General features: G+C 64.0%; 20 protein-coding genes and 1 rRNA gene. 10 read left to right on the forward strand and 11 right to left on the reverse strand.

Annotated elements, in window-relative coordinates; translation table 11 throughout:
• Positions 1 to 86: 86 nt before the first annotated feature.
• Entirely contained in the window at positions 87 to 680 is a 594-nt protein-coding gene (locus ACK1VC_RS18115; RefSeq protein ID WP_016489115.1) for an NAD(P)H-dependent oxidoreductase, read from the reverse strand.
• A 163-nt stretch (positions 681 to 843) separates the two neighbouring features.
• Here ACK1VC_RS18115 and ACK1VC_RS18120 point away from each other — a divergent pair, with 163 nt between their 5' ends.
• Positions 844 to 1,158 (forward strand): putative quinol monooxygenase, encoded by a 315-nt coding sequence (locus ACK1VC_RS18120; protein ID WP_016489116.1) that lies wholly within the window; start codon positions 844 to 846, stop codon positions 1,156 to 1,158.
• On the opposite strand, the gene ACK1VC_RS18125 is transcribed toward ACK1VC_RS18120, so the two are convergent.
• Positions 1,148 to 1,912: a sulfite exporter TauE/SafE family protein gene (locus tag ACK1VC_RS18125; protein ID WP_016489117.1), complete on the reverse strand. Its 765-nt coding sequence runs from the start codon at positions 1,910 to 1,912 to the stop codon at positions 1,148 to 1,150. The genes ACK1VC_RS18120 and ACK1VC_RS18125 overlap by 11 nt on opposite strands.
• A gap of 77 nt (positions 1,913 to 1,989) precedes the next feature.
• Between ACK1VC_RS18125 and ACK1VC_RS18130 the strand changes: the two genes are divergently transcribed.
• From ACK1VC_RS18130 to ACK1VC_RS18165, 8 genes are all read left to right on the forward strand, one after another.
• Positions 1,990 to 2,871, forward strand: coding sequence for a LysR substrate-binding domain-containing protein (locus tag ACK1VC_RS18130; RefSeq protein WP_096426755.1), 882 nt, complete (start codon positions 1,990 to 1,992; stop codon positions 2,869 to 2,871).
• An 83-nt stretch (positions 2,872 to 2,954) separates the two neighbouring features.
• Positions 2,955 to 3,560, forward strand: a complete 606-nt coding sequence (locus ACK1VC_RS18135; RefSeq protein ID WP_191086976.1) for a CDP-alcohol phosphatidyltransferase family protein — start codon at positions 2,955 to 2,957, stop codon at positions 3,558 to 3,560.
• A gap of 31 nt (positions 3,561 to 3,591) precedes the next feature.
• The gene (locus ACK1VC_RS18140; RefSeq protein ID WP_016489120.1) at positions 3,592 to 5,346 is read left to right on the forward strand and encodes a bifunctional alpha/beta hydrolase/class I SAM-dependent methyltransferase; all 1,755 of its coding nucleotides are present in this window, start codon (positions 3,592 to 3,594) and stop codon (positions 5,344 to 5,346) included.
• Positions 5,347 to 6,798, forward strand: a complete 1,452-nt coding sequence (locus ACK1VC_RS18145; RefSeq protein WP_191086978.1) for a phosphatase PAP2/dual specificity phosphatase family protein — start codon at positions 5,347 to 5,349, stop codon at positions 6,796 to 6,798.
• Positions 6,795 to 7,226 carry a hypothetical protein gene (locus tag ACK1VC_RS18150; RefSeq protein ID WP_023046903.1) on the forward strand — a complete coding sequence of 144 codons (432 nt, stop codon included), beginning with the start codon at positions 6,795 to 6,797 and terminating at the stop codon, positions 7,224 to 7,226. Before ACK1VC_RS18145 ends, ACK1VC_RS18150 begins: the two co-directional genes overlap by 4 nt.
• Before the next feature lie 10 nt (positions 7,227 to 7,236).
• Positions 7,237 to 7,860, forward strand: coding sequence for a lysophospholipid acyltransferase family protein (locus tag ACK1VC_RS18155; protein WP_016489123.1), 624 nt, complete (start codon positions 7,237 to 7,239; stop codon positions 7,858 to 7,860).
• 1 nt (position 7,861) lies between these two features.
• Positions 7,862 to 8,794: a phosphatidate cytidylyltransferase gene (locus ACK1VC_RS18160; protein ID WP_016489124.1), complete on the forward strand. Its 933-nt coding sequence runs from the start codon at positions 7,862 to 7,864 to the stop codon at positions 8,792 to 8,794.
• Positions 8,795 to 8,913: 119 nt separating this feature from the next.
• Positions 8,914 to 9,258: a cupin domain-containing protein gene (locus ACK1VC_RS18165; RefSeq protein ID WP_003258412.1), complete on the forward strand. Its 345-nt coding sequence runs from the start codon at positions 8,914 to 8,916 to the stop codon at positions 9,256 to 9,258.
• A 232-nt stretch (positions 9,259 to 9,490) separates the two neighbouring features.
• Here the strand turns inward: ACK1VC_RS18165 and mmsB are convergent, their stop codons facing one another.
• Positions 9,491 to 10,378, reverse strand: coding sequence for a 3-hydroxyisobutyrate dehydrogenase (gene mmsB / locus ACK1VC_RS18170; protein ID WP_016489125.1), 888 nt, complete (start codon positions 10,376 to 10,378; stop codon positions 9,491 to 9,493).
• Between the two features lie 9 nt (positions 10,379 to 10,387).
• On the reverse strand, positions 10,388 to 11,914 hold the full coding sequence (locus ACK1VC_RS18175) for a CoA-acylating methylmalonate-semialdehyde dehydrogenase (protein ID WP_016489126.1): 1,527 nt from the start codon (positions 11,912 to 11,914) through the stop codon (positions 10,388 to 10,390).
• Between the two features lie 132 nt (positions 11,915 to 12,046).
• On the opposite strand from ACK1VC_RS18175, the gene ACK1VC_RS18180 reads away from it, so the two are divergent.
• A complete protein-coding gene (locus tag ACK1VC_RS18180; protein WP_191086979.1) occupies positions 12,047 to 12,997 on the forward strand; it encodes a LysR family transcriptional regulator in 951 nt (316 codons plus the stop codon).
• A gap of 142 nt (positions 12,998 to 13,139) precedes the next feature.
• Here ACK1VC_RS18180 and ACK1VC_RS18185 read toward each other — a convergent pair whose 3' ends face one another.
• The 7 genes from ACK1VC_RS18185 to rrf all read right to left on the reverse strand — a co-directional run bounded on the left by ACK1VC_RS18185 (position 13,140) and on the right by rrf (position 25,237).
• Entirely contained in the window at positions 13,140 to 13,631 is a 492-nt protein-coding gene (locus ACK1VC_RS18185) for an OmpA family protein (RefSeq protein ID WP_016489128.1), read from the reverse strand.
• A gap of 4 nt (positions 13,632 to 13,635) precedes the next feature.
• On the reverse strand, positions 13,636 to 14,907 hold the full coding sequence (locus ACK1VC_RS18190) for a diguanylate cyclase domain-containing protein (protein ID WP_023046901.1): 1,272 nt from the start codon (positions 14,905 to 14,907) through the stop codon (positions 13,636 to 13,638).
• A complete protein-coding gene (locus ACK1VC_RS18195) occupies positions 14,904 to 15,470 on the reverse strand; it encodes a YfiR family protein (protein ID WP_016489130.1) in 567 nt (188 codons plus the stop codon). The genes ACK1VC_RS18190 and ACK1VC_RS18195 overlap by 4 nt, the downstream gene beginning before the upstream one ends.
• A gap of 135 nt (positions 15,471 to 15,605) precedes the next feature.
• Positions 15,606 to 17,693: an exodeoxyribonuclease V subunit alpha gene (recD, locus tag ACK1VC_RS18200; RefSeq protein WP_191086980.1), complete on the reverse strand. Its 2,088-nt coding sequence runs from the start codon at positions 17,691 to 17,693 to the stop codon at positions 15,606 to 15,608.
• Positions 17,690 to 21,364, reverse strand: a complete 3,675-nt coding sequence (recB, locus tag ACK1VC_RS18205; RefSeq protein WP_191086981.1) for an exodeoxyribonuclease V subunit beta — start codon at positions 21,362 to 21,364, stop codon at positions 17,690 to 17,692. Before recB ends, recD begins: the two co-directional genes overlap by 4 nt.
• Positions 21,361 to 24,843 carry an exodeoxyribonuclease V subunit gamma gene (gene recC, locus ACK1VC_RS18210; protein ID WP_191086982.1) on the reverse strand — a complete coding sequence of 1,161 codons (3,483 nt, stop codon included), beginning with the start codon at positions 24,841 to 24,843 and terminating at the stop codon, positions 21,361 to 21,363. The genes recB and recC overlap by 4 nt, the downstream gene beginning before the upstream one ends.
• A gap of 278 nt (positions 24,844 to 25,121) precedes the next feature.
• Positions 25,122 to 25,237, reverse strand: a 5S ribosomal RNA gene (rrf, locus tag ACK1VC_RS18215).
• Positions 25,238 to 25,380: the final 143 nt, after the last annotated feature.

Genomic DNA, 25,380 nt, shown 5'->3' on the forward strand with positions numbered 1-25,380 from the left:
GCTCCCACAGGTTTTGCACAACCATCAGGAACTGTGGAGAACTTGTGGGAGCGGGCTTGCCCCGCGAAGAGGCCGGTAAAGGCAACCTACTGCTGTGCCCTGCCGAACACCTTGTCCAGATGTGCTTCATAAGCAGCCAACGCCGCCGGCACATCCGGGCGCTTCATCACATCCACCGCCAGGTAAGTCGGCAGGCCAGTCATGCCAAGGAACTGGTTGGCCTTGTGGAACGGGAAGTACACGGCATCCACACCTTTGCCTTCGAAGAAGTCGCTCGGGTCATCGAACGCCTGCTGCGGCGCATTCCAGGTCAGCGACAGCATGTACTGCTTGCCGTGCACCAGCCCACCGCTGCCGTATTTCTGCGAGTGGTCCGAACGGGTACGGCCATCGTTGGCGTAAAGGCTGCCATGGCCCGCGGTAAAGACTTCGTCGATGTACTTTTTCACGGTCCAGGGTGCGCCCATCCACCAGCCCGGCATCTGGTACACGATCACATCGGCCCAGAGAAACTTCTCGACCTCGGCCTGCACGTCGTAGCCGCCGTCGATGAAGGTCTGCTGCACATCGTAACCGGCACGGTCCAGGTGAGCGATGGCCGCTTCGTGCAAGGTCGCGTTGAGGCGGCCTTCGGAATGGGCGAACTGTTTACCACCATTAAGCAGAAGGATCTTTTTCATGCTGGCCTCCCGGGCCGAGTGAAAATTTGATGCCGGCAGGTTAGAGGCTCGCGGGGCTGGGATACAGCAATGACAAGGCAAAACACAATTGAGCAGAAGTCACGAATGGGTAAAGTATTATTGCCTTAGAATCGTTTCACCACCCATCATCGAGTAGTGCCCCATGAGTGAGCAGTTCGCCTTCATCCTCAAAGCCAAGACCCGCCCGGAAATGGCTGATGCGTTCGAAACCCTGTTCCGCCCCTACGTCGAGCCCAGCCGCCAGGAACCGGGCTGCATCGAGTACCACATGCTGCGCGACCAGCAGGACCCAAGCCTGTTCGTGTTCTTTGAAGTGTGGGCCGACCAGGCTGCACTGGACGTGCACTCGGCTTTGCCGCACATGAAGGCGTTTTTTGAAAAGCGCATGGACTACCTGGAGCGCGAGTTCGATATCCAGCGGGTCGACATGCTCAGTGCCTCGTCCGCTAGCCGTTGATCAGCAAGTGGCCGCCGAGTGCGGCCAGGCCGATGAAAAAGCAACGCTTGAACAGCAGCGCGCTGATGCGCTGACGCAACCACTGCCCGGCCAGCATGCCGAGCAAGGCGGGCGCCAGCATCAGCAGCGAAGCCCCCAACGCCTGGCCCCCCAGGGCATCCTGCCCGGCCAGGCCAACCGCCAGCGCCACGGTTGAAACCGTGAACGACAGGCCCAGGGCCTGGATCATCTGTTCACGGCTCAGGCCCAGGCTCTGCAGATAGGGCACAGCAGGTATCACGAACACCCCGGTTGCCGCCGTGATCACCCCCGTCACCAGCCCGCAGACCGGCCCTAGCCAACGCTCGTGCGCCGGCGCCAGGTGCAAGCTTGGGCCGAGCAGGCCGTACAACGCATATGCCAACAAGGCCGCACCCAGTGCGTGCGCGGCCCATGGGCCACTGTCGATCCCCAACCAGGCACTGCCCAGCAGGGTGCCAATGAAGATCAGCGCCAGCATCGGCCCCAGCCGCGCCAGCAACGCACGCAGGTGCCCGCCGCTGGCCAGTTGCCAAATGTTGGTGAGGGTCGAAGGCACGATCAGCAATGCTGCAGCCTGCGCCGGTGGCATAGCCAGGCCCAGCAGGCCCATGGCGATGGTCGGCAGGCCCAGGCCGATTACCCCCTTCACCGCACCCGCCAGCAGGAAGGTCAGTACCACCAGCAGCGACAATGCCGGGCCAATGTTCTGGTAGAAAGCGAGCGAAGTAGTCATGGGCGGATGATGGCCGGTTCCGGGCTGCGGGAAAATCTGCCATATACTCAGCCAGACTCTTGCAATGACAGAGCCACATGCATTTCGACCTGATCGACCTCAAACTGTTCCAGCACACCCTGGAATGCGGCAACATCACCGCCGGCGCCAGCCGCAGCCACCTGTCGCTGCCGGCCGCCAGCGCGCGCATCCGCGCCATGGAGGCATCGCTGGGTATCCCGTTGCTGGCGCGCAACCGCCGTGGCGTGCAGCCGACCCCGGCTGGCCAGGCACTGCTGCAGCATGCACGTCTGATAGGCCAGCAGGTCGAGCGCCTGCAGTTTGATCTGGGCCAGTACGCGCAAGGGCAGCAGGGCCAGGTGCGCTTGCTGTGCAACACAGCAGCACTTACAGAGTACCTGCCGGAGCTGCTGGCCAGCTATCTGGCTGAAAACCCCGGGGTCAGCGTGGATGTGCAGGCGTTGCCGAGCCTGCGCATCGTGCAGGCGATTACCCAGGGCATGGCGGACCTTGGCATCGTATCGACCGCCGCGCCCAATCAACACCTGCAGACCCGCCCGTTTCGCGATGACCCGCTGGTGCTGGTGACACCCTTGGGCCACCCGTTGGCCAGTGAGGCCGCGCCCCGCTTCATCGACAGCCTGGTCCATGGCCATGTCGGGCTGGGCGCCAGTAGCGCGTTGGCGCAGTATCTGGAGGAGCAGGCACTGCGCGAGGGGCGCCGCATGCAAGTACGGGTGCGGGCCGAGGGTTTCGATGGGGTGATCCGCATGGTTGCTGGCGGGGCCGGCGTCGGGGTGGTGCCGCTGGCAGCCGTGAAGCGCTGGCAGGGCGTGTTGCCAATGCACTGGGTGGCGCTGGAAGAGGCGTGGGCCAACCGCAAGTTGCTGGTGTGCGCGCGGGATTTTGCGGCGTTACCGGGCTATGCCGCAGCATTGGTAACCACCCTCACCCGTTGAAGCGGTAGTTCCTGCACAGGAAGTGCATTTTTTTGGCCGGTCGCACACAATCCTCCCATCGCACCACGAAAAAGGATTTCACAGTGGCATCGATCTACCAGCTCAAACCACGCTTCCAGGCCCTGCTGCGCCCGGCAGTCCAGCGCCTTTACGACCGCGGTGTCACCGCCAACCAGGTCACCGTCGCCGCCGCAGTGGTGTCGATCCTGCTGGGCCTGCTGCTGGCCAGCCTGCCCCACATTACCTGGCTGTTCATCCTGATACCGGTCTGGATGCTGCTGCGCATGGCGCTGAATGCGGTCGACGGTATGCTGGCCAGGGAGTTCGGCCAGCAATCCACCCTCGGCGCCTACCTCAATGAACTCTGCGACGTAATCGCCGACGCCGCCCTGTACCTGCCCTTCGCCCTGCTGGTCGGGGTTTCACCAACGCTGGTGGTGCTGCTGGTGCTGTGTGCCACCTTCAGTGAATACGCCGGTGTCATGGGCCCGCTGGCCGGTGCATCGCGGCGTTATGACGGCCCCATGGGCAAAAGCGACCGGGCCTTTGCCTTCGGCGTGCTGGGCACCGGGGTCGCGTTTGGCCTGCTGAACGGCAGCTGGGTCAATGGCTTGCTGCTGGTCATCCTCGCGCTCTCGCTCTATACCCTCTACAACCGGGTTCGCCAGGGGCTGGCCGAAACCCGCTGAGCCCAAAGCCGCCGCAAAAAGGACGTTGATCATGCGCCAAGCGCAAGCGCTGCACTTCTCCACCCATGACGGTGTCGAGTTGCACTACCGTCATTGGCCTGCCACCCGCAACGAGCACCAGCCACGCCGGGCCGTGGTGATGTTCCACCGCGGCCATGAACACGGCGGGCGCATGGCCCACCTGGCCGATGAACTGGACATGCCGGGCTATGACTTCTTCGCTTGGGATGCCCGCGGCCATGGCCAGTCGCCAGGCGCACGTGGCGACAGCCCGGGGTTTGCCACCAGCGTGCGCGACGTGCAAACCTTCATCGAACATATCCAGGCACATCACGGCATCGCCGAGCACGACATGGTGGTGCTGGCGCAAAGCGTCGGCGCTGTACTGATTGCCACCTGGGCCCACGACTATGCACCCAAGGTGCGCTGCCTGGTACTGGCCTCACCAGCGTTCAAGGTCAAGCTCTACGTGCCGTTCGCCCGCCCGGGCCTGAAGCTGCTCAAGGCCTTGCGCGGCAACTTCTTCGTCAACAGCTACGTCAAGCCCCGCCTGCTCACGCACGACCCCGAGCGGGTCATGTCATACGTGGCCGACCCGCTGATCAGCCGGCCGATTTCGGTGACCATGCTGCTGGGCCTGTACGAAGCCGCTGACCGGGTGGTGGCGGATGCCCAGGCCATTCAGGTACCGACCCAGTTGCTGGTATCCGGGGCCGATTTCGTGGTCGAGCGCCAGCCGCAGGAACGCTTTTTCGAACGGCTGGGCAGCACGCGCAAGGAAATGCACCTCCTGCCGGGTTTCTTCCACGATACCCTTGGCGAACGTGACCGGGCCCATGCCCTGAAGCGCATCGAGCGATTTGTGGAGCATTGCTTCGCCAGCCCCGCCGCGCTGCCCTCACTGCTCGATGCCGACAAGACCGGCGCCAGTTGCGCCGAAGCCGAAAGCCTGGCCGCACCATTGCCACGCCACTCGCCGCGTGACCTTTACTGGCGCGCTACCCGCGCTGGGCTAAGCCTGGGCAAGGGACTGTCTGCGGGTGTGAAACTGGGCTTTGACACCGGCTTCGACTCGGGCAGCACGCTCGACTATGTGTACCGCAACCAACCGACCGGCAAGGGCAAGCTGGGCCGCCTGATCGACCAGCACTACCTCGACGCTATCGGCTGGCGCGGTATTCGCCAGCGCAAGCTCCACGTCGAAGAGCTGCTGCGCTTGGCCATCAACCGGCTGCGCGAACAACAACGGCCAGTGCACATTGTCGATATCGCCGCCGGTCATGGCCGCTACATCCTCGAAGCCCTGCAAGACCTTGAGCAGTTGCCTGATTCGATCCTGCTGCGCGACTACAGCGAGCTGAACGTGCAGCAAGGCAGCGCGCTGATCGCCGAAAAGGGCCTGGCTGACATCGCCCGTTTCGTCCAGGGCGATGCCTTCGACCGCCAGAGCCTCGCCACGCTGGAACAGCCACCGACCCTGGCCGTTGTATCGGGGCTCTACGAACTGTTCCCCAGCAACCAACTGGTGGGCAATTCGCTGGCCGGCCTGGCCGATGCCGTGGAAGATGGCGGTTATCTGGTCTACACCGGCCAGCCGTGGCACCCACAACTGGAAATGATCGCCCGCGCGCTCACCAGCCACCGAGGCGGCGAGGCCTGGGTGATGCGACGCCGCAGCCAGGCCGAAATGGACCAGTTGGTAGAAGCAGCCGGCTTCCGCAAGCTGGCCCAGCGCATCGATGAATGGGGTATTTTCAGCGTCAGCCTGGCACAGCGGGTGCGCTGAATGAACCCACCACGCGAGCCTGGGCTGGTACGCCGAGGGGTGTGCTGGCTTCTGCTGCTGGGGCCGTTGTTCTTCCTCAGTTACGGGCTGGCGAACAACCATACCGCCGGCCGCAGTGATGTCGGTAGCCTGGTGTTCGGCTGGGAGCGCAGCATGCCGCTGTGGCCTTGGACGATCATCCCGTACTGGTCGATCGACTTGCTCTACGGGCTGTCCTTTCTGCTGCCGCGTACGCGCCAGGAAATGGACCGGCATGCGCTGGCACTGCTCAGCGCACAAGTGATCAGTGTCACCTGCTTCCTGCTGTGGCCGCTGCGGTTCACCTTCGAACGGCCGGAGCTGGGCGGGCTGTTCGGCTGGCTGTTCGATGTGCTAATGGGGTTCGACAAGCCGTTCAACCAGGCGCCTTCGCTGCACATTGCGCTGCTGGTGATCATCTGGACGATGTTTGCCCGGCATGTGCGGCATCAGCCCTGGCGATGGCTGATGCATGGCTGGATGGCGTTGATCGGGGTGTCGGTACTGACCACCTGGCAGCACCATTTCATCGATGTACCCACGGGGGCATTGGCGGGGTTTGCCTGCGTCTGGCTGTGGCCGTATCAAGGGCGGCTGCCCTGGCAGCAGGTGCACTTTGCACGGGATGCCAAGCGCTGGTGGGTCGCGTTTTGTTATGCCCTGGGCGCAGTGTTGTGCGCAGTGCCTGCCGTTGAATTGAGCGGTGCCTGGTTGTGGTTGGCTTGGCCGAGTCTATCGCTGGCGCTGGTTGCGCTGAATTATGCCGTGTTCGGTGCAGGCGGGTTTCAGAAAGGCGCCGATGGGCGCTTGTCGAGCGCGGCCATATGGCTGCTGACACCGTACCTGGTCGGAGCGTGGGTCAATTCGCGGCTCTGGACCTGGCACCACCCGCAGGCCGATGAGGTGTGCGATGGCGTGTATCTGGGGAGGGTCCCTGGGCGCAGCACGCCGTTCGCCGCAATTGTCGATTTGTGCGCCGAGCTGCCGTGCGCTGTCAGCCGCCCTGCTGCGCACATTTGTGGGAGCGGCGTTGTGTCGCGAAAGGGCTGCGCAGCGGCCCCGGCGATGTCTGCCGCAAAGCTGAAAAACCGGGGCCGCTTCGCGCCCCTTTCACGACACGAGGCCGCTCCTACAACGGCCGCGCCAGCCTTTGAGTATCAGTGTTTCCCTACCCTGGACCTGATAGCGCCGGACGTTGCCCTTTTACAGCAGGCCGCCGACGCCATCGAACGCCTGCGCGCCCAAGGCCCCGTACTGGTCTGCTGCGCTCTGGGCTATTCACGCAGCGCCAGCGCCGTGGCCGCCTGGCTGCTGCTCTCCGGGCGCTGCAGCGACGCCCAGCAGGCCGAAGCACTGATCCGCAAAGCCCGCCCCGGCATCGTCCTGCACCCGGCACACCGCCGGGCCCTGCAACAGCTTGGAGCACAGCCATGAACCTGCGGGTGGTGGCCTGCCTGCTGGGCCGCGGCAAACAGCTGGAACGCGTGTCCGACGGGTTCACCCTGCTGGCCCTGGCCTACGGCCTTGCGCCGTTGCTGGGTGCGCCCCTTCAAACGCTGGCAAGCTTGCTGTGCGGCGTGCTGCTGGTGCTTGGCGTAGTGCACAAGTACTGGGCCATCCGCGTGGCCATGGATGCCGAACTGTTCACCCACCTCGCCAGCAGCAACCACCTGGCAGCGGACACCCAGGCACTGGACCGCGCCCTGTTCGAGCTGAAACTGAAACCGCAGGCCACGGACGCCCGCGCCTGGCCTGAACGCAGCCAGGCCGCGTTGGGCCTGTTGCGCCGCCAGGCAGTGTGCCTGGGCCTGCAGTTGTCGCTGGCCTTGGCTACCCTGCTGACACTGCCTTTGAAGGGATGACCACCGATCCATGCTCGCCAACCTGACCGCCTACCTCATCACCTCCGCCGCCCGCCTGATCACGGGCGCCCGCGCCCTGTGGCTGGGTTGCACGCCGCTGCCAGTGCAGCGCCTGTACTTCGCCAACCACAGTAGCCACGGTGACTTCGTACTGCTGTGGGCTTCACTGCCGCAGCCCTTGCGCAAACGCACCCGCCCGGTGGCCGGCGCGGACTACTGGGCCAAGCCGGGCATCCGCGATTTTCTCATTCGCAAGGTGTTCAACGGCGTATTGATCGACCGCCAACGCAGCGAAGGGCAAGGCAGCCCGCTACAGCCGATCCTTGAAGCCGTGGCCCAAGGCGACTCGCTGATCTTCTTCCCGGAAGGCACGCGTAACCTGGGTGACGAGCCACTGATGCCGTTCAGGAGCGGGTTGTACCACCTGGCCGCGGCCCATCCCGATGTCGAGCTGGTACCGGTATGGATCGCCAACCTCAACCGGGTGATGCCCAAGGGCCGTGCCCTGCCCCTGCCGTTGCTGTGCACACTGAGCTTTGGCGAACCCCTGCACCTGCACGCTGACGAAAGCAAGCAGGCCTTTCTCGAGCGGGCCAGCCAGGCCCTGCTGAACCTGGCCCCGAAGGATGCCTGAGATGGACGACAACACCCTTTCCCTGTTCGCCGGCATCGGCGCCCTGCTGCTGCTCGCCAGCGTGACCGGCCGCCTGCTCAAGTGGCGCGCCGGTCCGGCGCCACACGCGGTAATCGACAACCTCAACGCCCGCATCAACGCCTGGTGGGTGATGGTGCTGGTAATCGGCATTGCCTTCCTGTTCGGTAAATACGGCGTGATCGTGCTGTTCTATGGTGTGTCGTTCTACGCCCTGCGCGAGTTCATGACCCTCACCCCGACCCGGCGCAGCGACTACCCGGCGCTGGTGGCAGCGTTTTATGTGGCACTGCCGGTGCAGTACGTGCTGATCGCCATGGACTGGTACGGCCTGTTCAGCATCTTCATCCCGGTGTACCTGTTCCTGCTGCTGCCGATTTTGGCCAGCTTCGGCGGCGATACCACGCGCTTTCTCGAACGTGCGTCGAAGGTGCAGTGGGGGCTGATGATCGCGGTGTACTGCGTATCGTCGGTGCCCGCCTTGATGACCCTGGACATCCCCGGCTACGAGGGGCGGAACCTGCTGCTGATCGCCTGGTTGATCCTGGTGGTGCAGATCAGCGACGTGCTGCAGTACGTGTGCGGCAAGCTGTTTGGCAAGCACAAGGTGGCCCCCAACCTGTCACCGTCCAAGACCGTAGAAGGGTTGGCCGGCGGCGTGGCACTGGCCACCCTGATCGGCGCCCTGTTGTGCTGGATCACCCCGTTCACCTTCTGGCAGGCCGCGCTGATGGCGTTGGCGGTCAACGCCATGGGCTTCTTCGGCGGGCTGGTGATGTCGGCGATCAAGCGCGACCGCGGGGTGAAGGACTGGGGCCACATGATCGAAGGCCACGGCGGCATGCTCGATCGCATGGACTCGGTGTGCTTTGCCGCGCCAGTGTTCTTCCACTTTGTGCGGTACTGGTGGGCGTAGCGAATATCAAACGTCTGGCATAGCGCGACCAGACAGCTGGACGTCGAGCCCAGGCAACTGCGGCTCGGCCGATGGCCCTATGGTGACCCGTCATTCAGCCAGTCACCAGGAGTTGCCACATGTCCGATTTCATCACCGTCCTGCGCGAAACCTGCCCGACGCCGGTCGTGGACGCCACCAAGTGGAAGCGCATCGGCGGCGATCCGCACACCGTCAACCTCAATGCCTACCTGTCGGCCGACGGCAGCAAGATCATGGGCACCTGGATCTGCACCCCGGGCAAGTTCGAGGTCAACTACGAGAAGTGGGAGTTCTGCCACTTCCTCGATGGCTACTGCATCATCACCCCGGAAGGCGAAGAGCCGAAGCACCTGAAGGCCGGCGACGTGTTCGTGATCGAACCAGGTATGAAAGGCACCTGGGAAGTGGTCGAGACCGTGCGCAAGTATTTTGTCTTCGCCTGATCCCTGAAGCTACACATAGCCCTGTGTAGGAGCAGCCTTGGGCTGCGAAGAGGCCAGTTCAGACACAGCAGTTGTGTTGTCTTGGCTGGCCTCTTCGCAGCACAAGGCTGCTCCTACAACCATCTCTAGCCTGAAATACGGGCAAAAAAAATCGCGGGGCAGGTGCCCTTCCCTCTGGTGCGCAGTTACAGAGGGAAGGCCGCCTGGCCCGCGATGAAGCCCACCTCTTGCGTCAATCTTTCTTGCGATAACCCTCGACGATGGCCGAGAAGTCCTTGCCACCCTCGCCACGCAGGCTCATGGCCTGGTACAGCTGCTGGGCCACAGCACCCAGGATCACCGGTTGGTGAGCCTGGCGTGCCGCTTCAGTGGCCAGCCCCAAATCCTTGAGCATCAGTTCGGCGCCAAAGCCACCGGTATAACCACGCGATGCCGGCGCCGTTTCGATAATGCCTGGCCACGGGTTGTAGGTGTCCGAACTCCAGCAACGCCCGGTCGAACTGTTGATGATGCCGGCCAGCACCTTGGTATCGATGCCCAGCGCGTTGCCCAGGGCCATGGCCTCGGACACACCGACCATCGAGATGCCCAGCAGCAGGTTGTTGCAGATTTTGGCGATCTGCCCGGTGCCGACTTCACCGCAGTGCACGATGTTGCGGCCCATCTGCTCCAGTACCGGCTTGAGCGTGGCGAACAGCTCGGCACTGGCGCCTACCATGAAGGTAAGGGTGCCGGCCGCCGCGCCGCCAGTGCCACCGGACACCGGCGCGTCGCCCATGTCTACGCCTTTGGCCGCTGCCGCCTTGGACACATCACGGGCGGTTTGCGGGTCGATGGTGCTGCAGTCCACGGTAGGCGTACCGGCACGAATACCGGCCAGCACGCCATCTTCGTTCAGGTACACGCTGCGTACATGGGCAGCAGCCGGCAGCATGGTGATCACCAGCTCGCTGTTGGCTGCCGCGTCCTTGGGTGATGGGCTGATCTGCCCACCCAGCTCTGCCAGCTCGGCCAGCACGGCCTTGTTGAGGTCGAACAGGTTCAGTTGATGCCCGGCCTTGATCAGGTTGCGGGCCATGGGCGCACCCATATTGCCCAGACCAATGAATGCAATACGCATGACTTCTCCTTAGCGCAGGCTGATGGTGGTGTTCACACCGTCATTGACGCTGTCGTCATCGAACCAGCGAGCGGTGACGGTCTTGGTCTGAGTGTAGAACTGCACCACTTGCTTGCCGTACGGGCCGAGGTCGCCGAGCTTGGAGCCGCGGGAGCCGGTGAAGCTGAAGAACGGTACCGGTACCGGGATCGGGATGTTGATGCCGACCTGGCCGATATCAATTTCGCTCTGGAACTTGCGCGCTGCCGCGCCGCTCTGGGTGAACAGCCCGGTGCCATTACCGAACGGGTTGGCGTTGACCAGGGCGATGGCCTCGTCGAGGGTATCGACCTCCAGGGTAACCAGTACCGGGCCGAAGATTTCCTGGGTATAGACCTGCATGTCGGTCTTCACGCCCGAGAACAGGGTTGGGCCAACGAAGTTGCCCTGCTCGTAACCGGGCACCGTGACCTCGCGGCCGTCGAGTTCCAGCTTGGCGCCTTCCTTGATGCCGCTTTCGATCAGGCCCAGCACACGCTCCTTGGCGCGTTTGGAAACCACCGGGCCAACGTCGGTGCCCGGTTCGCAGCCGGCATTGACCTTCAGTTTGCTTGCCGCTTCCTTGATGTCGGGCAGCCACTCACGGGCCTTGCCCACCAGCACCGCCACCGAGGTGGCCATGCAGCGTTGGCCCGCCGCGCCGAAGGCGGCACCGACCAGGGCGTTGATGGTTTGCGTGCGGTTGGCATCGGGCAGCACCACTGCGTGGTTCTTGGCACCCATCATCGACTGCACGCGCTTGCCGTGCTGGCTGCCGAGGTTGTACACGTGGGTGCCGACTTCAGTAGAGCCGACGAACGAAATGGCCTTGATATCCGGGTGAGTGCAGATGGCATCCACCACTTGCTTACCGCCATGCACCACGTTGAGCACGCCGGCCGGTACGCCGGCTTCCAGCGCCAGCTCGACCAGCAGCATGGTCGACAGCGGATCTTGCTCGGACGGTTTGAGCACGAAGGTGTTGCCACACACGATGGCCATGGGGAACATCCACAGCGGGATCATGGCCGGGAAGTTGAACGGGGTGATACCGGCGCATACCCCGATTGGCTGGCGCAGGGTGTAGGTATCGACACCGCCGGCGACGTTCTCGGCAAATTCGCCCATTTGCAGGGTGCCAATGGACGCGGCGTGTTCGACCACTTCCAGGCCGCGGAAAATATCGCCTTCAGCGTCGGCCAGGGTTTTGCCCTGCTCGGCGCTGAGCACCTGGGCAATGCGTTTGGTGTGTTCGCGGATCAGCGCCTGCAGCTTGAGCATGATGCGCATGCGCGCGCCGATCGGGGTGTTTCGCCAAGTCTGGAAGGCGCGGTGGGCAGCGGCCACGGCAGCGTCGACTTCCTCGACGGTGGCGAACGGCACCCGCGCCAGCACCTCTTGGGTGGCCGGGTTGACGATGTCGCGCCATTCGGTGGTCTTTGACTCGACCCACTGGCCGTCGATCAGCAGCTTCACCTGCTCTACCTTGGCCTGGTTTGGGGATTGCGGTGCGTTCATCTGCGTTCTCCTTGGAATTATTGTCGGGACGAGATCGCCAGCGCCAAGCAAACGCGAGGTGGCGTCCTGAGGCTTGTTTCGAGTATAGATGTGCAAACATCCAACAAGAACGCACAAAAAAACCGGATCATCATGCAAAAAGACCTCACATCCCTGAGCGCGCTCAACTGGGACGACCTGAAGTTTTTCCTCGAAGTGGCGCGCACCCGCAAGGCCAGCAGCGCTGCCAAACGCCTGAGCGTGGACTACACCACGGTGTCGCGGCGCATCAGCTCGCTGGAGGGGGCGTTGGGCACGCTGTTGTTTGAAAAGTCGCGGACCAACGGCTTTGTCCTTACCGCCGAGGGGCAGCGCTTGCTCGGTTATGCCGAATCGATCGAAAGCACGCTGCACATGGCGTGCGAGCAGGTGTCCGGGTCAGGCGTGGCATTGTCGGGGCATGTACGCATGGGCTGCACCGAAGGCTTCGGCAGCTTTTTCGTTACCCCGCAGCTAAGCCACTTCGTCGATGCCTACCCGGCGATTTCTGTGGATATCCTGCCGCTGCCGCACTTCATCAGCCTGTCCAAGCGTGAGGCGGACATCGTAATTGCCCTGGAGCGACCGGAGCATGGGCCTTATGTGTGCTGCAAGCTGTGCGACTACCGCTTGCGGCTGTACGCGACCCAGGACTACCTGGACAGCCATGCACCGATCCGCCAGGTAGCGGACTTGGCCAAACACCCGTTCATCAGTTACGTGGATGACCTGGCGTTCAGTTCGGAGCTTTTGTACCTGGCCAACCTGATTCCCGGCGCCAGCGCACACTTGCGCAGTACCAGTGTGATTGCACAGTACACCGCCGCGTTGCAGGGGCGTGGGCTGGCGATACTGCCGTGCTTCCTTGCGGCGCAAGACCCGCGACTGGTGACGGTGCTGCCCGAGGAGATCGAGGTGACGCGGCAGTTCTGGATGTACTGCCGGGAGGATTTGCGCAAGTTGAAGCGCATTACCCTGCTGTGGGATTACATCCGTGGGGTGACCGAGGCGAATGCACCGTTGTTGATGGGCAAAACCCGCGAAATGCGCTTTGCCCAGGAGTGATGGTGCTGCGTAGCGCCTTTGTAGGAGCAGCCTTGTGCTGCGAAGGGGCCAGTCATGGCAATACGGCTGCTGTGCCTGGTCTGGCCTCTTCGCAGCACAAGGCTGCTCATACAGAGAAGTGTGATAGCTCAGCGGACAGCGGTCAGTAGGACGCCACCACGATCGACACCCGACGGTTCTCGGTGCGCCCCGCACTGGTACGGTTGTCCGCCACCGGTTGTGTGCTGCCCAGGCCGCGGCTCTGAATGTTCTGCGCCTGCATGCCAACCCCGACCAGCGCCCTGGTCACGCTCTGCGCGCGGCGCTCGGACAGCTGCTGGTTGTACGCCGCTTTGCCCGACGAATCGGCATGGCCATCCACCCGTACGCCCTGGATGCCAACGCCAAGCAACGCCTTGCCAATGCGTTCGACAATCGCCTGGCTCTGGCCGTTGAGGCCGTCCAGATCGCTGCCGAACAGCACCTTGCCAGACAAGTCGTAAGCCCAGCCTTCATCGGTCGGGGTAAACCCTTCGCGCTTGAGTACGGCAATCTGTTCTGGGGTAAGGCCCTTGGGGGGTGCGCTCTGGCAACCGGTCAGCGCCAGCACGGCGAGTAACAAGGTCCAAAGGGAAAAGCGTAAAGCGTGTATCACGTGTTCAACTCCTGTTCTTGATTTCACTGGCGGACCGTTCCGTCTGCGCCACTTGCCAATGGCCACGGCGCTTGCGCTTGGCCTGGTACATCGCCGCATCGGCGGCATTGAGAAGACTGGCGGGGTCAGCGCCGTCATCCGGGTAATAGGCAATACCGACACTCAGTGAGGTGGCGATACTGCGGCCACTGTCCAACTGCACGGGCAGCTGCATGCTGGCAATGATCTTTTCGGCAATGTGCTCGGCGTCCTCGCGCGACTGCAAAGGCGTCAGCAGCACCGCGAACTCATCACCGCCCAAGCGTGCCACCAGGTCGTGTTCGCGCAGCTGGGCCCGCACGCGGTCGGCCACGCTGATCAGCACTTCGTCGCCCACGGCATGGCCGAGCGTGTCGTTGATCTGCTTGAAGTGGTCGCTGTCGAGGAACAGCAGCGCCAAGTGTTCCTGCTGCCGCGCCGCGTTACGCACGCTACGGCTCAGCCGCCCCTCGAAGAAGGCGCGGTTGGGCAGGCCGGTCAGGCTGTCGTGACTGGCCTGGTGCGCCAGGGTCTGGTTTTCGTTCTGCAGGTGGCTGTGCCATACCTCGAGTTCGTCGAGCAAGGCATTGAAGTCGTTGCCCAGTTCGTTGAGTTCTGCAATCCCCGCTTCCGGCACGCGCCGGTCAAAACTGCGCTCGCGGCGGGCGGCGTGGGCGACGCTGGCCAAGCCACGCAGCGGGCGGACGATATCGCTGAGCAGGCGCCGCGACAGGTATTGCGCAGCCAAGGCACTGAGTATTGTGCAGAACAGGATGCCGGCCAAGCCACTCAGCAGGAACAGCAACAGGCTACGGCCCTGGCCAACCAGTTCGATGTGCCCGACCTGCTGCTGCTGGTGCAGGATCGGCAGGTTGATCGGTTCATCCAGCAAGGCGGTGGCAACCTGCACTTCAAGCTTGGCGAGCATGCCCGTATCGCCCCGTTGCCAGTGCGCCAGCAGCTCGCCTTCGTCGTTGAAGACCTTGGCCTCGGCCACCTCCTCTTTGCTGGCGATCAGCACCAGCGATTCATTGGCTGCGGCACTGTCATCGAATACCACCGCCGCTTCCACGGTGTAGCTGATCGAACGGGCGATCAGGTGCAGGTTGTGATTGGCGTAGACACGCAAGGCCAGCACGCCCAGCAGGGTAAGTGAAATACCGGCCAGGCCCACGGCGAGCAAGGCAACGCTGAGGTGGCCACGCCCAAGCACCGAACGCAGGGTTGGGCGCACGCCATGCTTGCGGGTCGGCTTCATGGCTGCACCGCCCGGCGCCGCGACAATTGCAGCACACTGGGGTGGATGCGTACGCCGGAACGCGCCACCGAGTCGAGGTTGACGTCAAAGGCCACCTGCTGATCGCTGACCCGCAGGCAGAACAGGCTACCAACCGTGCACGGGTCGTTCGCTTCGCTGATGCTCAGTACCGGGTGGCCGCTGACGCGCTCGAACAGCCGGTCGCGCTGGCCTTGGTCGAGTTTGCCGATGTAGATGGCATCGCAGGCCTGGGCGACCTGGGTGTCTTCTGCCAGCAGGCGCCGCACCTGCAGGGGGCGCCCGGACTCCTGAACATGGCCTTTGATCAGGTCATCGGCGTACTCGGTCGGGCCGACCAGGCACAAACGCAAGGGTGAGGGTTCGACGGGCCAGCGGGCGTAACTGAAGATGCCCAGGACCACCTGGGTGACGGCCTTTGCACGTTGCTGCGCCTGGGCGGCGGTTGTGCCGGGGTCTGCCCGGGCAGGGTCTGCGCAATAGAACAGGCCGGCCAGCAGTAGCGAAAGCGCACAGCTTGTCACTCGCCTTGCGGCCACGTTCATGTGGGAAATCTCTTAAAGTCCTTACCGCTATCGGCGCAACGATAGCACATGGCCGCATCGTTGTAGGAAGGAGCCCCTCATGTATCGGGATTGATGGCCCTTTCGCCGGCAAGCCAGCGCTAGGGCCTCGCGGTCTTACACCTGTTCGAGCATCAACCCGGAAATACGCCGTACCTTGCGCGCCACCGCTTCTTCGAAAATGCCCTGGCGTGGCTCGACCAGGCTGAAGCAGTGCTTGGCCCGGGTGATGCCGGTGTACACCAGTTCCTTGGTCAGCACCGGGTTGAGCGCATCCGGCAGCACCAGGGCGGTGTGGCTGAACTCCGAGCCCTGGGACTTGTGCACGGTCATGGCGAATACCGTTTCCACTTCATTGAGCCGGCTCGGCAGCACGAAACGCACACCACCACTGCCGTCGTTACGCGGGAAGGCCACCCGCAGCAGCGGCTCACCACGCTCGTCCGGCAGGCGCAGGGCGATACCGATGTCGCCGTTCATCAGCCCCAGCCCGTAGTCGTTGCGGGTCACCAGCACCGGACGGCCTTCGTACCAGGGCTGCTGGCTATCGATCAGCCCGGCAGCGTGCAGCACCCGCGCCACCCGTTCGTTGAGGCCTTCGACACCCCAGGCGCCACGACGCACCGCGCACAGCAACTGGAAGTCCTCGAAGCTGTGTAGCACCTTGCCCGCCCATTGCTCCCACGCGGGGTCGTCAAATGCAGTTTCGAGTGCAGGCCGGTAGCGGCCAAGTGTGCGCAGGTAGCTGCGATAGCCTTGCGGGCCTTCGGCACCGCGGTTCAGGCCGTCGAGTAGCAGGCGGTCGAAAGCCCGGTCCTGCTCGTGCTTGAGGGCAAGGCTGTGCACATCGGCCGGCGGCGTGGCCAGCAGGTTGCGCGCCGCATGGGAGTCCTGGCAGTTGACCAGCCGCGCCAGTTGACCAATACCGCTGCCTTCCCCGAAGCGCCGTGAGAAGCGCAGCATCACCAATTGCTGGGCCAGCGGGTTGCGCTGCTCATCACCGACCTTCAGGCCGCTGGCGGCCAGCGACTCACCGCTGATCTGTTCCAGCCACGCAGAGGTCGCCGACGAATAGTGGCCCCCCTCGGCATCCCGGCACAGGTCGCCCAGCACCGCACCGGCCTCGACCGAAGCCAGCTGGTCCTTGTCGCCCAGCAGCACCAGGCGCGCGCGGGGTGGCAGGGCGTCGAGCAGGTTAGCCATCATTTCCAGGTCGATCATCGACGCTTCATCGACCACCAGCACGTCCAGCGGCAACGGGTTGCCTGCATGGTGGCGAAAGTGCCGCGAGCCGGGGCGGCTGCCGAGCAGACGGTGCACAGTGCTGACTTCAGTGGGGATCTGATCACGTACTTCGGCGCTGACCTGCAAGCGCTCGACTTGCTGGCCAATCGACTCCGTCAGGCGCGCAGCAGCCTTGCCGGTCGGCGCGGCCAAGCGGATGCGCAGCGGCCTGCCCTGCTCCACTGCCGGCCCCTGCAGCAAGGCCAGCAGGCGCACCACGGTAGTGGTTTTGCCTGTGCCGGGGCCACCGGTGATGATGCTGAAACCGGCACGGGTTGCCAGCGCACAGGCAAGCTTCTGCCAGTCCACCTGGCCAGCTGGCGCTCCCCCTTCGAACAGTTGCGACAGGCGACCTGACAGATCGGCCAGCGGCGCCTCGGCCTGGGTCAGGCGCTGGCGCAGGATCTGGTCGATGCGCCGCTCGTAGCGCCAGTAGCGGCGCAGGTACAAGCGCTCACCGCTGAGCACCAGTGGCCGCGCCTGCTGCCCCGGGGTATCGCCGGCAGCCACCAGCGCGCTGGCGGCGATGCGTTGGCGCCAGTCCTTCAAATCGAGGTTGGCCAGCAACTGCGAGGGCAGCAGCAAGGGGCCTGTCAAGGCGTCGCCTTCCGGCGGCAGTGACAATGCAAAATCGGGCTCGGCCAGGGTTTGTTGCAGGTCCAGGCAGACATGCCCGTGGCCCAGTTGGTGGCTGGCCAGCGCCGCCGCCAGCAATAGCAAGGGGTCGCTACCGGGGGCGCGCTCTTCGAGGAACGAGACGAACGCGCGGTCCAGGGCACGCAGCCAGCCCCGCTCTACCCAGCGGTCGAGCAGTTGCAGCAGGTCACCGCTGTCATGCTGTGGCGCCAGCGCCAGCAGGTGTTCGGCGTGCAACGGGGTGGGCAACAGGTCGACCAGGTTTCGGCGCTTGGCGCGGCTCATATCACGGCTCCGGCAAACAGGTCTTGCTGTGCCGGCGGGTGCTCGCCACGGAACAGCGCATCAAGGCGTTCAATCAGCTCGCGCGGTGGCTTGGTGTGATACACACCGTGGCCACTGCTGCTGGCGCCCCGCAGGAAGATGAACAATGCACCGCCAACATGGCGGTCGTAATCGTAGTCCGGCAAGCGAGCGCGCAACTGGCGGTGCAGGGCCAGCAGGTACAAGACGTACTGCAGGTCGTAGCGGTGCTCGAGAATGGCCTTTTCCATGGCCATGGCGTCGTAGGCCTGGATATCCGGGCCCAGCCAGTTGGACTTGTAGTCAGTCACGTAGTAACGCCCGTCCAGCTCGAACGCCAGGTCGATGAAACCTTTGAACATGCCGTTGAGCACGGTCGGCTGCGCCGCCGGGCGCGCCAGGCCGGGGTGGGTGTGGCGCGCCACCAGGCGGTCGAGTTGTTCGGTGTCGACCCGGTGGCTGGCGAACCAGAACTCCATTTCGATCTGGTAATGACGCAACTGCCCGAGCGTCACGCCCTTTTCACAGCCCGGCAATGGCAGCGTCTCGCCCAGCAGGCGTTGCATCCAGTGGCTGAGGGTGGGAATCCAGCCCGCCCAGTCACGGCGATTACAGCGCTGGCCCACGGTACGCTCGATCTGCTGAGGGTTTTCGCTGACCTGGCTGAAGCCCTCCCGGCCGGCCCATTCCAGCAAGCCATGCAGGAAAGTGCCAGGGTTCGGCCCTCGCGGAAAGCGGTGGATATCGCCACTGTCGGCCGGTACCTCTCGCAGTATCTGGGCATCGACCACTTCGTCATCCAGCAACTGCTGTGCCTGCGAGCTGTCGGCAACAAGCGTCTGATCGCCGATGCGCAGGGCGCTATACGAGGCGATCCACCAATGCTCGGCTGCCGCGCGGCGCGGTTTGCGTGCGGGCACACGCTCACATTCGGCGTGCGGCATGCGATACACCCGGTCATCAGCCTGCGGCAGGCCCGAGCAGGTGATGTACGGGCATGTTGACGCCAACGCTTGCAACCAGCCTGCAAGCTGCTCCGAGCCCGCCAGGGCAAGGCCGCCACCCAGCAGGTAGCCAAAAGCCGAGCGGTGCAGCTGCGAAGTCTTCTGGTTACCGCGCTTGAGGTCGGCAACACCTAGCCAGCAAGCATGCTGGGCACGGGTCAGGGCTACGTAGAGCAGACGCAGGTCTTCGGCCAGGCGCTCGTCATCGGCGCGCTCGATCTGTAGCGGGTTCGGGGTGAGGGTGAGGTGGGCGTTACCTTCGCTGTCATGCCAGGCCAGTGGCAGGCGGCTGCCATCCACCGGCTTGCTGGTGCAGATGAACGGCAGGTAGACCAAGGGATACTCCAGGCCCTTGGACTTGTGGATGGTCACCACCTTGACCAGCTGCTCGTCGCTTTCCAGGCGCAGGATCTGCTCTTCACCGGCCTGCCCGGAACTGGCCAGATGATCGGCGAGGTGGCGGATCAGCGCCTGTTCGCCGTCCAGCTCACCCGCCGCCTGCTGCAACAGCTCGGCCAGGTGCAGCAGGTTGGTCAGGACACGCTCGCCATCACTGCGGCGGACCAGCGTGCGCGGCAGCTCGAAGTCATGCAGCAGGTGCCGCAGCATGGGCAACACGCCTTGGCGTTGCCAGGTATCGCGATAATGGCGAAAACGCATGACCCAGCCTTCCCAGACCCGTTCGTCCTGGTTCAAGCGGTCCAGCGCTACCAGCGACAAGCCCAGGGTGAGGCTGGCCAGGGCCGCCTTGAGCAGGCGCTCCGAGTCTGGCTCGGCGCAGGCCTTGAGCCAGGCCAGCACATCGTGGGCCTCCTGAGCCGTGAATACCGAGTCTTTGTCTGACAGGTACACACTGCGCACATCGCGTGCGGCCAATTCGGCGCGCACCATCTGCGCTTCATGCCCGTCACGCACCAGGATGGCAATGTCGGAGGGCAGGCACGGGCGCAATTCGCCCTCGGCATTCTGGAAGCCCGCCGTGCCCTGCTGACCGCCATTGAGCAAGGCGACGATATGGCTGGCGCAACTGGCTGCCAGCTGCTGGCGGTAGACACTGCTGGAGACTGGTTCTTCGCTTTGCAGCTGCCAGCAGTGCAGGGCTGCACTGGCAACCCCGTCAATCAGCAGCTGTTCGCCACGGCCCTTGGCGCGGACCTCGACGAACGGCAACGGGTTGTCATCGGCCTCGCGGAACAGAAACGCCCCCCGCCCCGCCTCACGCGCCTCGGCCTGCAGGAACACCTGGTTGACCGCCGCGACCATGGCCTTGCTGGACCGGTAGTTGGTGTCCAGGCTGTGCAGGCGGCCGCTGGTGGCGCGCCGGGCAGCAAGGTAGGTGTAGATGTCGGCCCCTCGAAAGGCGTAGATCGCCTGCTTGGGGTCGCCGATCATGAACAGGCCGGTTTCTGCGCGGTTTTCGCTGACAGGGTAGATGCGCTCGAAAATGCCGTACTGCACCGGGTCGGTATCCTGAAACTCGTCGATCAGGGCTACCGGGAACTGTTCACGGATCAGGCTGGCCAGGCGCTCGCCGGCCTCACTGGCAAGGGCGTGCTGCAAGCGCACGAGCATGTCGTCGAAGCCCATTTCTGCACGCCGGCGCTTCTCCACTTCGAAACGCGCCAATACCCAATTGGCCGCGTGCTCAAGCAGGGCGGCATCCGGACTGTCCAGGGCCTGCAATTGCTGCTGCAAGCTCTGCATGGCGTTCAGGCCCGGGTGCTCGGGCGGTTCCCCCTTCCAGGCCTCGGCCATGCCCGCCGGGGTCAGGCGGGTGAAGCCCGTGCCCAAGTCGAGCTCTACCCGTTGCTCATCCCCGGCCCAGGCGCAGAGCTTGTCGAACCAAGGCTCGAAGTAACGGGCTTGCATCTTGCGGCCATCGACCTGCTTGGCAGCCAGCGCATCGCGGCAGATCTGCCGCAGTTCTTCGGCCCACTGCGCCCACGGTGCTTTCAGCCTGGCCAACTGTTCGCCACGTTGCTGCAGCGAGGCCTGGATCAATGCGGCTGGCTCTGGCCCATCCTGCTGGGCACGCACGCGGCCGAACAGTGGGCGAATGCGCGGCAGCAAAGCATCGGGGCTACCCCAGTTGTCACGCACCCAGGCCAGTGCGTCACCTTGCATGCCATAGCAGAAGCGCCGCCAGTAATCGCGCATCACCTGGCCCAGCAACTCGCTGTGGTCGGTTTCCAGGGTCTGGGTGAACAGGCTGCCGCTGTCGAAGGCATGCTCACGCAGCATGCGCTGGCACCAGCCGTGGATGGTCGATACCGCCGCCTCGTCCATCCACTGCACGGCGATTTCCAGGCGGCCGGCACAACGTGGCCAAGCCTCTTGCGGGTAATCGTCACGCAGTTGGTGCAACAGCGGATCGGCGCCTTCCAGTTCGCCACGGAAGAACCGTGCAGCCTCCGCCAGGCGCGCGCGGATGCGTTCGCGCAGCTCTTTGGTGGCTGCATCAGTGAAGGTGACCACGAGGATTTGCGGTGGCAGCAGCTCGCGTGCGAAGCCCTGCTCGCCCCCATGACCGAGGATCAGGCGCAAGTACAGCGCCGAGATGGTAAAGGTCTTGCCCGTGCCAGCGCTGGCCTCGATCAGCTGGCTGCCGTGCAGGGGGAAACTCAGTGCCAGGGGACGGTCCTGGGTCATGCGCCTTTCTCCGAGTTGCCCAGGGTCTGCCAAGGGGCGGTGAACAATGGGCGGTACAAGGTTTCGCACCAGCCTTCAAAGGTTTCGTCAGCGGTGAGTGCGGCAAAGTCGCGGAACTGGCGGGCCAAGGCAATGCTCTCACTTCGCTCGCCGAAACGGGTGCGTTCATCGCCTTCGTAGGCGCGCGCAGCTGCAGCCAGGGCTTTATCGGCATCGTCCTCGGCCAGCCAGGCGAACGCGGTCTTGGCCGCGACGGGCAACGGCGCATTCATCGCCGCCTGACGGGCCACCAGCAGGTCGCCCAACAGCTGCGCAGCCTGCTGTTGCGCCAGCGGTGCGAGCAACAGGGTCAGGTCGCTGGCTACCAAGGCACTGTAATAGGAATAGCCCGCCGCACAGGCCGCCAGGTGCGTAACCCAAGGGGCGATCAGGCGGTGCCACTTAAGGTTGTTGCGCCCTGCGCTGATCGTATTGGGTACGGTGGTGATACTGAGCAGGCTCTGGTCATCCGCCTGGAAGACCCGCCCCAGCCAGCCTTCGAGGCGGTGCTGGCCGTGCCTGAAATGCACCGGCAAGGCGCCCTCGACCGGCTGCGGCCAGCGTTGCAGCAACTGCTGGTGACGTTGCAGCAGGTCGGGGAGCGGTTCGATCAACTCGCTTTGCAGCAGCTCGCCGAAACCGGCCAGCGGCAGCAAACCACAGGCCTGAAGGCGCCTGGCCTGGGCCCGCAAGGCCTGTTCGGCGTTATCCGGTTCGGCCAGCGCGGCGCCAAGCAGGCTTTCACTGGCGCCATAGCGCTGCAGGGTATCAAGGACAAAAGGTTCTTCGTCCGGAGTGGGCGCTTCCAGCGCCTCGAAGTACACCTTCAAGCGCTGGCTGAAGAAATGCCGCACCGGGTGGCGCAAAAAGTCATTGAGCTGGGTCAGGCTCAGGGCTTCATCGTCAAGATAAGGCGGCAGGCCGGTATCAATCTGCTCATCCTCCTCGCCCTGCTGGTGCAGCAGCTGCCATTCGTGGGCGAAGCTGAACAACGGGCTGCCCTTCTGGAAGTAGCGTGAGCTGAAAGGCTGCAGGGGATGCTCCTGGGTCAGTGCGTGCAGCAGTTGCTCGCCCGGTTGCGCTGGCGACCCCTCCTGCGCCCCGGCCAGATGCCAGCCTGCAGCGATGTGATCACGCAACTGGCCTACCAGGACCGAGGCAGGTCGCTCGCTGTTGTCGCGGATACTGCGCCCGACCCAGCTGACGTACAGCTGGTCACGCGCCGACAGCAGCGCTTCCAGCAACAGGTAACGATCGTCTTCGCGCCGTGAGCGGTCACCGGGGCGGTAGTCGCTGGCCATCAGGTCGAAGTCCAGTGGTTGCTGGGCGCGCGGGTAATCACCATCGTTCATGCCCAGCAGGCAGACCACCCGGAACGGGATGGCGCGCATAGGCATGAGGGTGCAGAAGTTCACCGAGCCGGCGAGGAAGCGTTGCGACAGCTTGCCCTGGTCGAGGCCCGACAGCCAGGCTTCACGCACTACGGTGAGCGGCAACGGGTCTTGCAGGCCGACGGCCTCGCACACCTCAAGCCAGCCATCGCGCAGCTCCTGCAGCTGCATCAGCAGGAGCTCGTCACGCTCGCCCTCAGCGAGGAAAAACACCTGCAGCAAAGCATGCAGGCGCTCGCCCCACTCGCTGACGGTCGCAGGCTCGGACAAGGCCTGGCAGGCCACTTCGAGCGCATCAAGCAGTGCGACCAGCGGGCCGATCAGTGCCGCGTCCAGGCCACCGATTTCATCATAGGGTTCGATGCCGTCACAGGCTTCGCCCACCCCCACGGCATAGCCCAGCAGCATGCGCCGCAGGCCGAAGCGCCAGCTGTTCTGTTCAAGCCCGGCGGGCAAGCCCAGGCTGGCCCGCTGCTCGGCGTTGATGCCCCAACGGATACCTGCGCCCTCGATCCAGCGGTGCAGCGTGGGCAATTCGTTTTCGCGGATACCGAAGCGGGCGCGGACTGCCGGGACGTCCAGCAGGTCAAGTACTTCGCTGACCGCAAAGCGGCTGTCTGGCAACTTGAGCAGGTGTTCGAGGGCGATCAGCAAAGGCTCGCGACCGCGCTGGCCCTGGTCAGTGAGGGTGAATGGAATGTAGCGTGGATCATTGCGGTGCAACTGGCCGAACACTGCGCGGATATGAGGCGCATAGGTGTCGACAGCCGGCAGCATGACGATCACGTCACGCGGGCGCAACGTCGGGTCGGCGCTGAAGCGGGCCAGCAGTTGGTCGTGCAGGATCTCCACTTCACGTTGCGGGCTGTGGGCAATGTGGAATCGAACAGAGCGGTCCTTCGCCGTGTCGACTGGCGGCCACAGCTCGCGGGTTTCGGCGAGCGGGCGCAGTTCAAGAATGTCGTCCTGCAGTTGGTTAAGCAGGGTTGTGGGCGAACCGTCACTGAAAAGGTCGATGCGGCCATCGCTGAACACACCTTGGTAGCTGCCAGGGTCGTCATAGCTGTCGAGCAGGTTGATATAGTCGCGACCTTGTTTGCCCCAGGCTGCCAGCAACGGGTGGGCATGTTGATGCAGCGACTGGTCGTCCAGTTGCAGGGGCATGCCCTGCTTGCGCTGCTGGCGCTTGTACTGATGGCGCAGCAGATCCTTGTCGGCAACGATATCGGCCCAGTGGTGGCGGCAGGGGTTGTGCACGCACAGCAGCACCTGGCTGAAACGCGCCAGGCCCGCCAATGCCTCCAGGGCCTGGGCAGGCAGCGAAGAGATACCGAACACGATCACCCGCGGCGGGAGCCCTGCGGGTGCCTGCTGCAAGCTGTTGATACGCTCGACGAAGCGTTGATGCACGCCGGCGCGGCTCTGTGCCATCCCCTCTTGGCCAACATCCTCCAGCAGCGCACGCCACAGTTCGGCTTGCCAGCGGTTGCCCGGGGGCAGCGCTTTGCGCTCGCCGCGGGCGGTGTTGAGGATGTGCTCGCCCGCAGCCCAGTCCTTGAGCCAATCGGCACGGTAGACCTGGTACTGGTCGAACAGGTCAGCCAGGCGCTCGGCGAGCTGGTAACGCTTGCGTAGGTCACTGTCGTCGGTGAGGAAGCGCCGCAGCGGCTCGAAATGCGGGCGCTCGATCAGGGCCGGCAGCAGGCGCATCAGTCGCCAGGTCAGCGGGGCCTTGTCGAGCAGGGAAACCTCGGGAATTTCGTCACGGCCCAGCACGCTTCGGTACAACTGCCACATGAAGCTGCCGGGCAGTTGCACATCGATTGCGGCGGCGATGCCGCAGCCGCCCAGGTCATCTGCCTGCGGGTCTTCAGCCAGCGCGAGTTTGAGCCATTGGGCGATGCCATTGCTTTGCACCAGGGCAATTTCGTTTTCCAGCGGCGCCAAGGGGTAGCGACGCATCCAGCTCACCACCAGGCTGCGCAGGTCGTCGAGGCGGTTGCCGTGGACGATCATGAAGCCGGGGTGGAGGTGGGTGATGTTGGGCATCGGCGGGTCTCTGGCAGGCGCTGGTGGCTGAGGGGGAACGATATCACGCGAACATGAAAGGGCCGAATGCCATCATTTTGAGCCCCCTTGGCTGGCGTTGCCCCTTTCACTGTAGGAGCGGGCGTGCCCGCGAAACAGGCTGCGCGGTGGATGCCACGGGCTTCGCCCGTGTTCGCGGGGCAAGCCCGCTCCCACAGGGATTCGAGCTGGGCTGAATTTTTTGCCCACAAAGACAAAACCCCTACCTGCATGCGCAGATAGGGGTTTTGCGAAATGAATCTTGACGATGACCTACTCTCACATGGGGAAACCCCACACTACCATCGGCGATGCATCGTTTCACTGCTGAGTTCGGGATGGGATCAGGTGGTTCCAATGCTCTATGGTCGTCAAGAAATTCTGTAGCCAGAATGTCCAGATGGACAGCCCAGCGAATCCGGATATGTGATGTTTGTGGTTTTTTGCGAACTTTCGGTTCGTATCATCTTCACCACCGCAATCTGCGTCAGCAAATTGCTTGGGTGTTATATGGTCAAG

The organism is Pseudomonas sp. XP2, assembly GCF_053557975.1.

What these genes read in the sequence shown, in the direction of transcription:
- ACK1VC_RS18165 (WP_003258412.1), top strand. Translation starts at nt 8,914, where the DNA reads ATGTCCGATTTCATCACCGTCCTGCGCGAAACCTGCCCGACGCCGGTC.
- recD (WP_191086980.1), bottom strand. Translation starts at nt 17,693, where the DNA reads ATGAGCCGCGCCAAGCGCCGAAACCTGGTCGACCTGTTGCCCACCCCG.
- recB (WP_191086981.1), bottom strand. Translation starts at nt 21,364, where the DNA reads ATGACCCAGGACCGTCCCCTGGCACTGAGTTTCCCCCTGCACGGCAGC.
- ACK1VC_RS18140 (WP_016489120.1), top strand. Translation starts at nt 3,592, where the DNA reads ATGCGCCAAGCGCAAGCGCTGCACTTCTCCACCCATGACGGTGTCGAG.
- recC (WP_191086982.1), bottom strand. Translation starts at nt 24,843, where the DNA reads ATGCCCAACATCACCCACCTCCACCCCGGCTTCATGATCGTCCACGGC.
- ACK1VC_RS18120 (WP_016489116.1), top strand. Translation starts at nt 844, where the DNA reads ATGAGTGAGCAGTTCGCCTTCATCCTCAAAGCCAAGACCCGCCCGGAA.
- mmsB (WP_016489125.1), bottom strand. Translation starts at nt 10,378, where the DNA reads ATGCGTATTGCATTCATTGGTCTGGGCAATATGGGTGCGCCCATGGCC.
- ACK1VC_RS18130 (WP_096426755.1), top strand. Translation starts at nt 1,990, where the DNA reads ATGCATTTCGACCTGATCGACCTCAAACTGTTCCAGCACACCCTGGAA.
- ACK1VC_RS18175 (WP_016489126.1), bottom strand. Translation starts at nt 11,914, where the DNA reads ATGAACGCACCGCAATCCCCAAACCAGGCCAAGGTAGAGCAGGTGAAG.
- ACK1VC_RS18150 (WP_023046903.1), top strand. Translation starts at nt 6,795, where the DNA reads ATGAACCTGCGGGTGGTGGCCTGCCTGCTGGGCCGCGGCAAACAGCTG.
- ACK1VC_RS18155 (WP_016489123.1), top strand. Translation starts at nt 7,237, where the DNA reads ATGCTCGCCAACCTGACCGCCTACCTCATCACCTCCGCCGCCCGCCTG.
- ACK1VC_RS18145 (WP_191086978.1), top strand. Translation starts at nt 5,347, where the DNA reads ATGAACCCACCACGCGAGCCTGGGCTGGTACGCCGAGGGGTGTGCTGG.
- ACK1VC_RS18125 (WP_016489117.1), bottom strand. Translation starts at nt 1,912, where the DNA reads ATGACTACTTCGCTCGCTTTCTACCAGAACATTGGCCCGGCATTGTCG.
- ACK1VC_RS18115 (WP_016489115.1), bottom strand. Translation starts at nt 680, where the DNA reads ATGAAAAAGATCCTTCTGCTTAATGGTGGTAAACAGTTCGCCCATTCC.
- ACK1VC_RS18180 (WP_191086979.1), top strand. Translation starts at nt 12,047, where the DNA reads ATGCAAAAAGACCTCACATCCCTGAGCGCGCTCAACTGGGACGACCTG.
- ACK1VC_RS18195 (WP_016489130.1), bottom strand. Translation starts at nt 15,470, where the DNA reads ATGAACGTGGCCGCAAGGCGAGTGACAAGCTGTGCGCTTTCGCTACTG.
- ACK1VC_RS18190 (WP_023046901.1), bottom strand. Translation starts at nt 14,907, where the DNA reads ATGAAGCCGACCCGCAAGCATGGCGTGCGCCCAACCCTGCGTTCGGTG.
- ACK1VC_RS18160 (WP_016489124.1), top strand. Translation starts at nt 7,862, where the DNA reads ATGGACGACAACACCCTTTCCCTGTTCGCCGGCATCGGCGCCCTGCTG.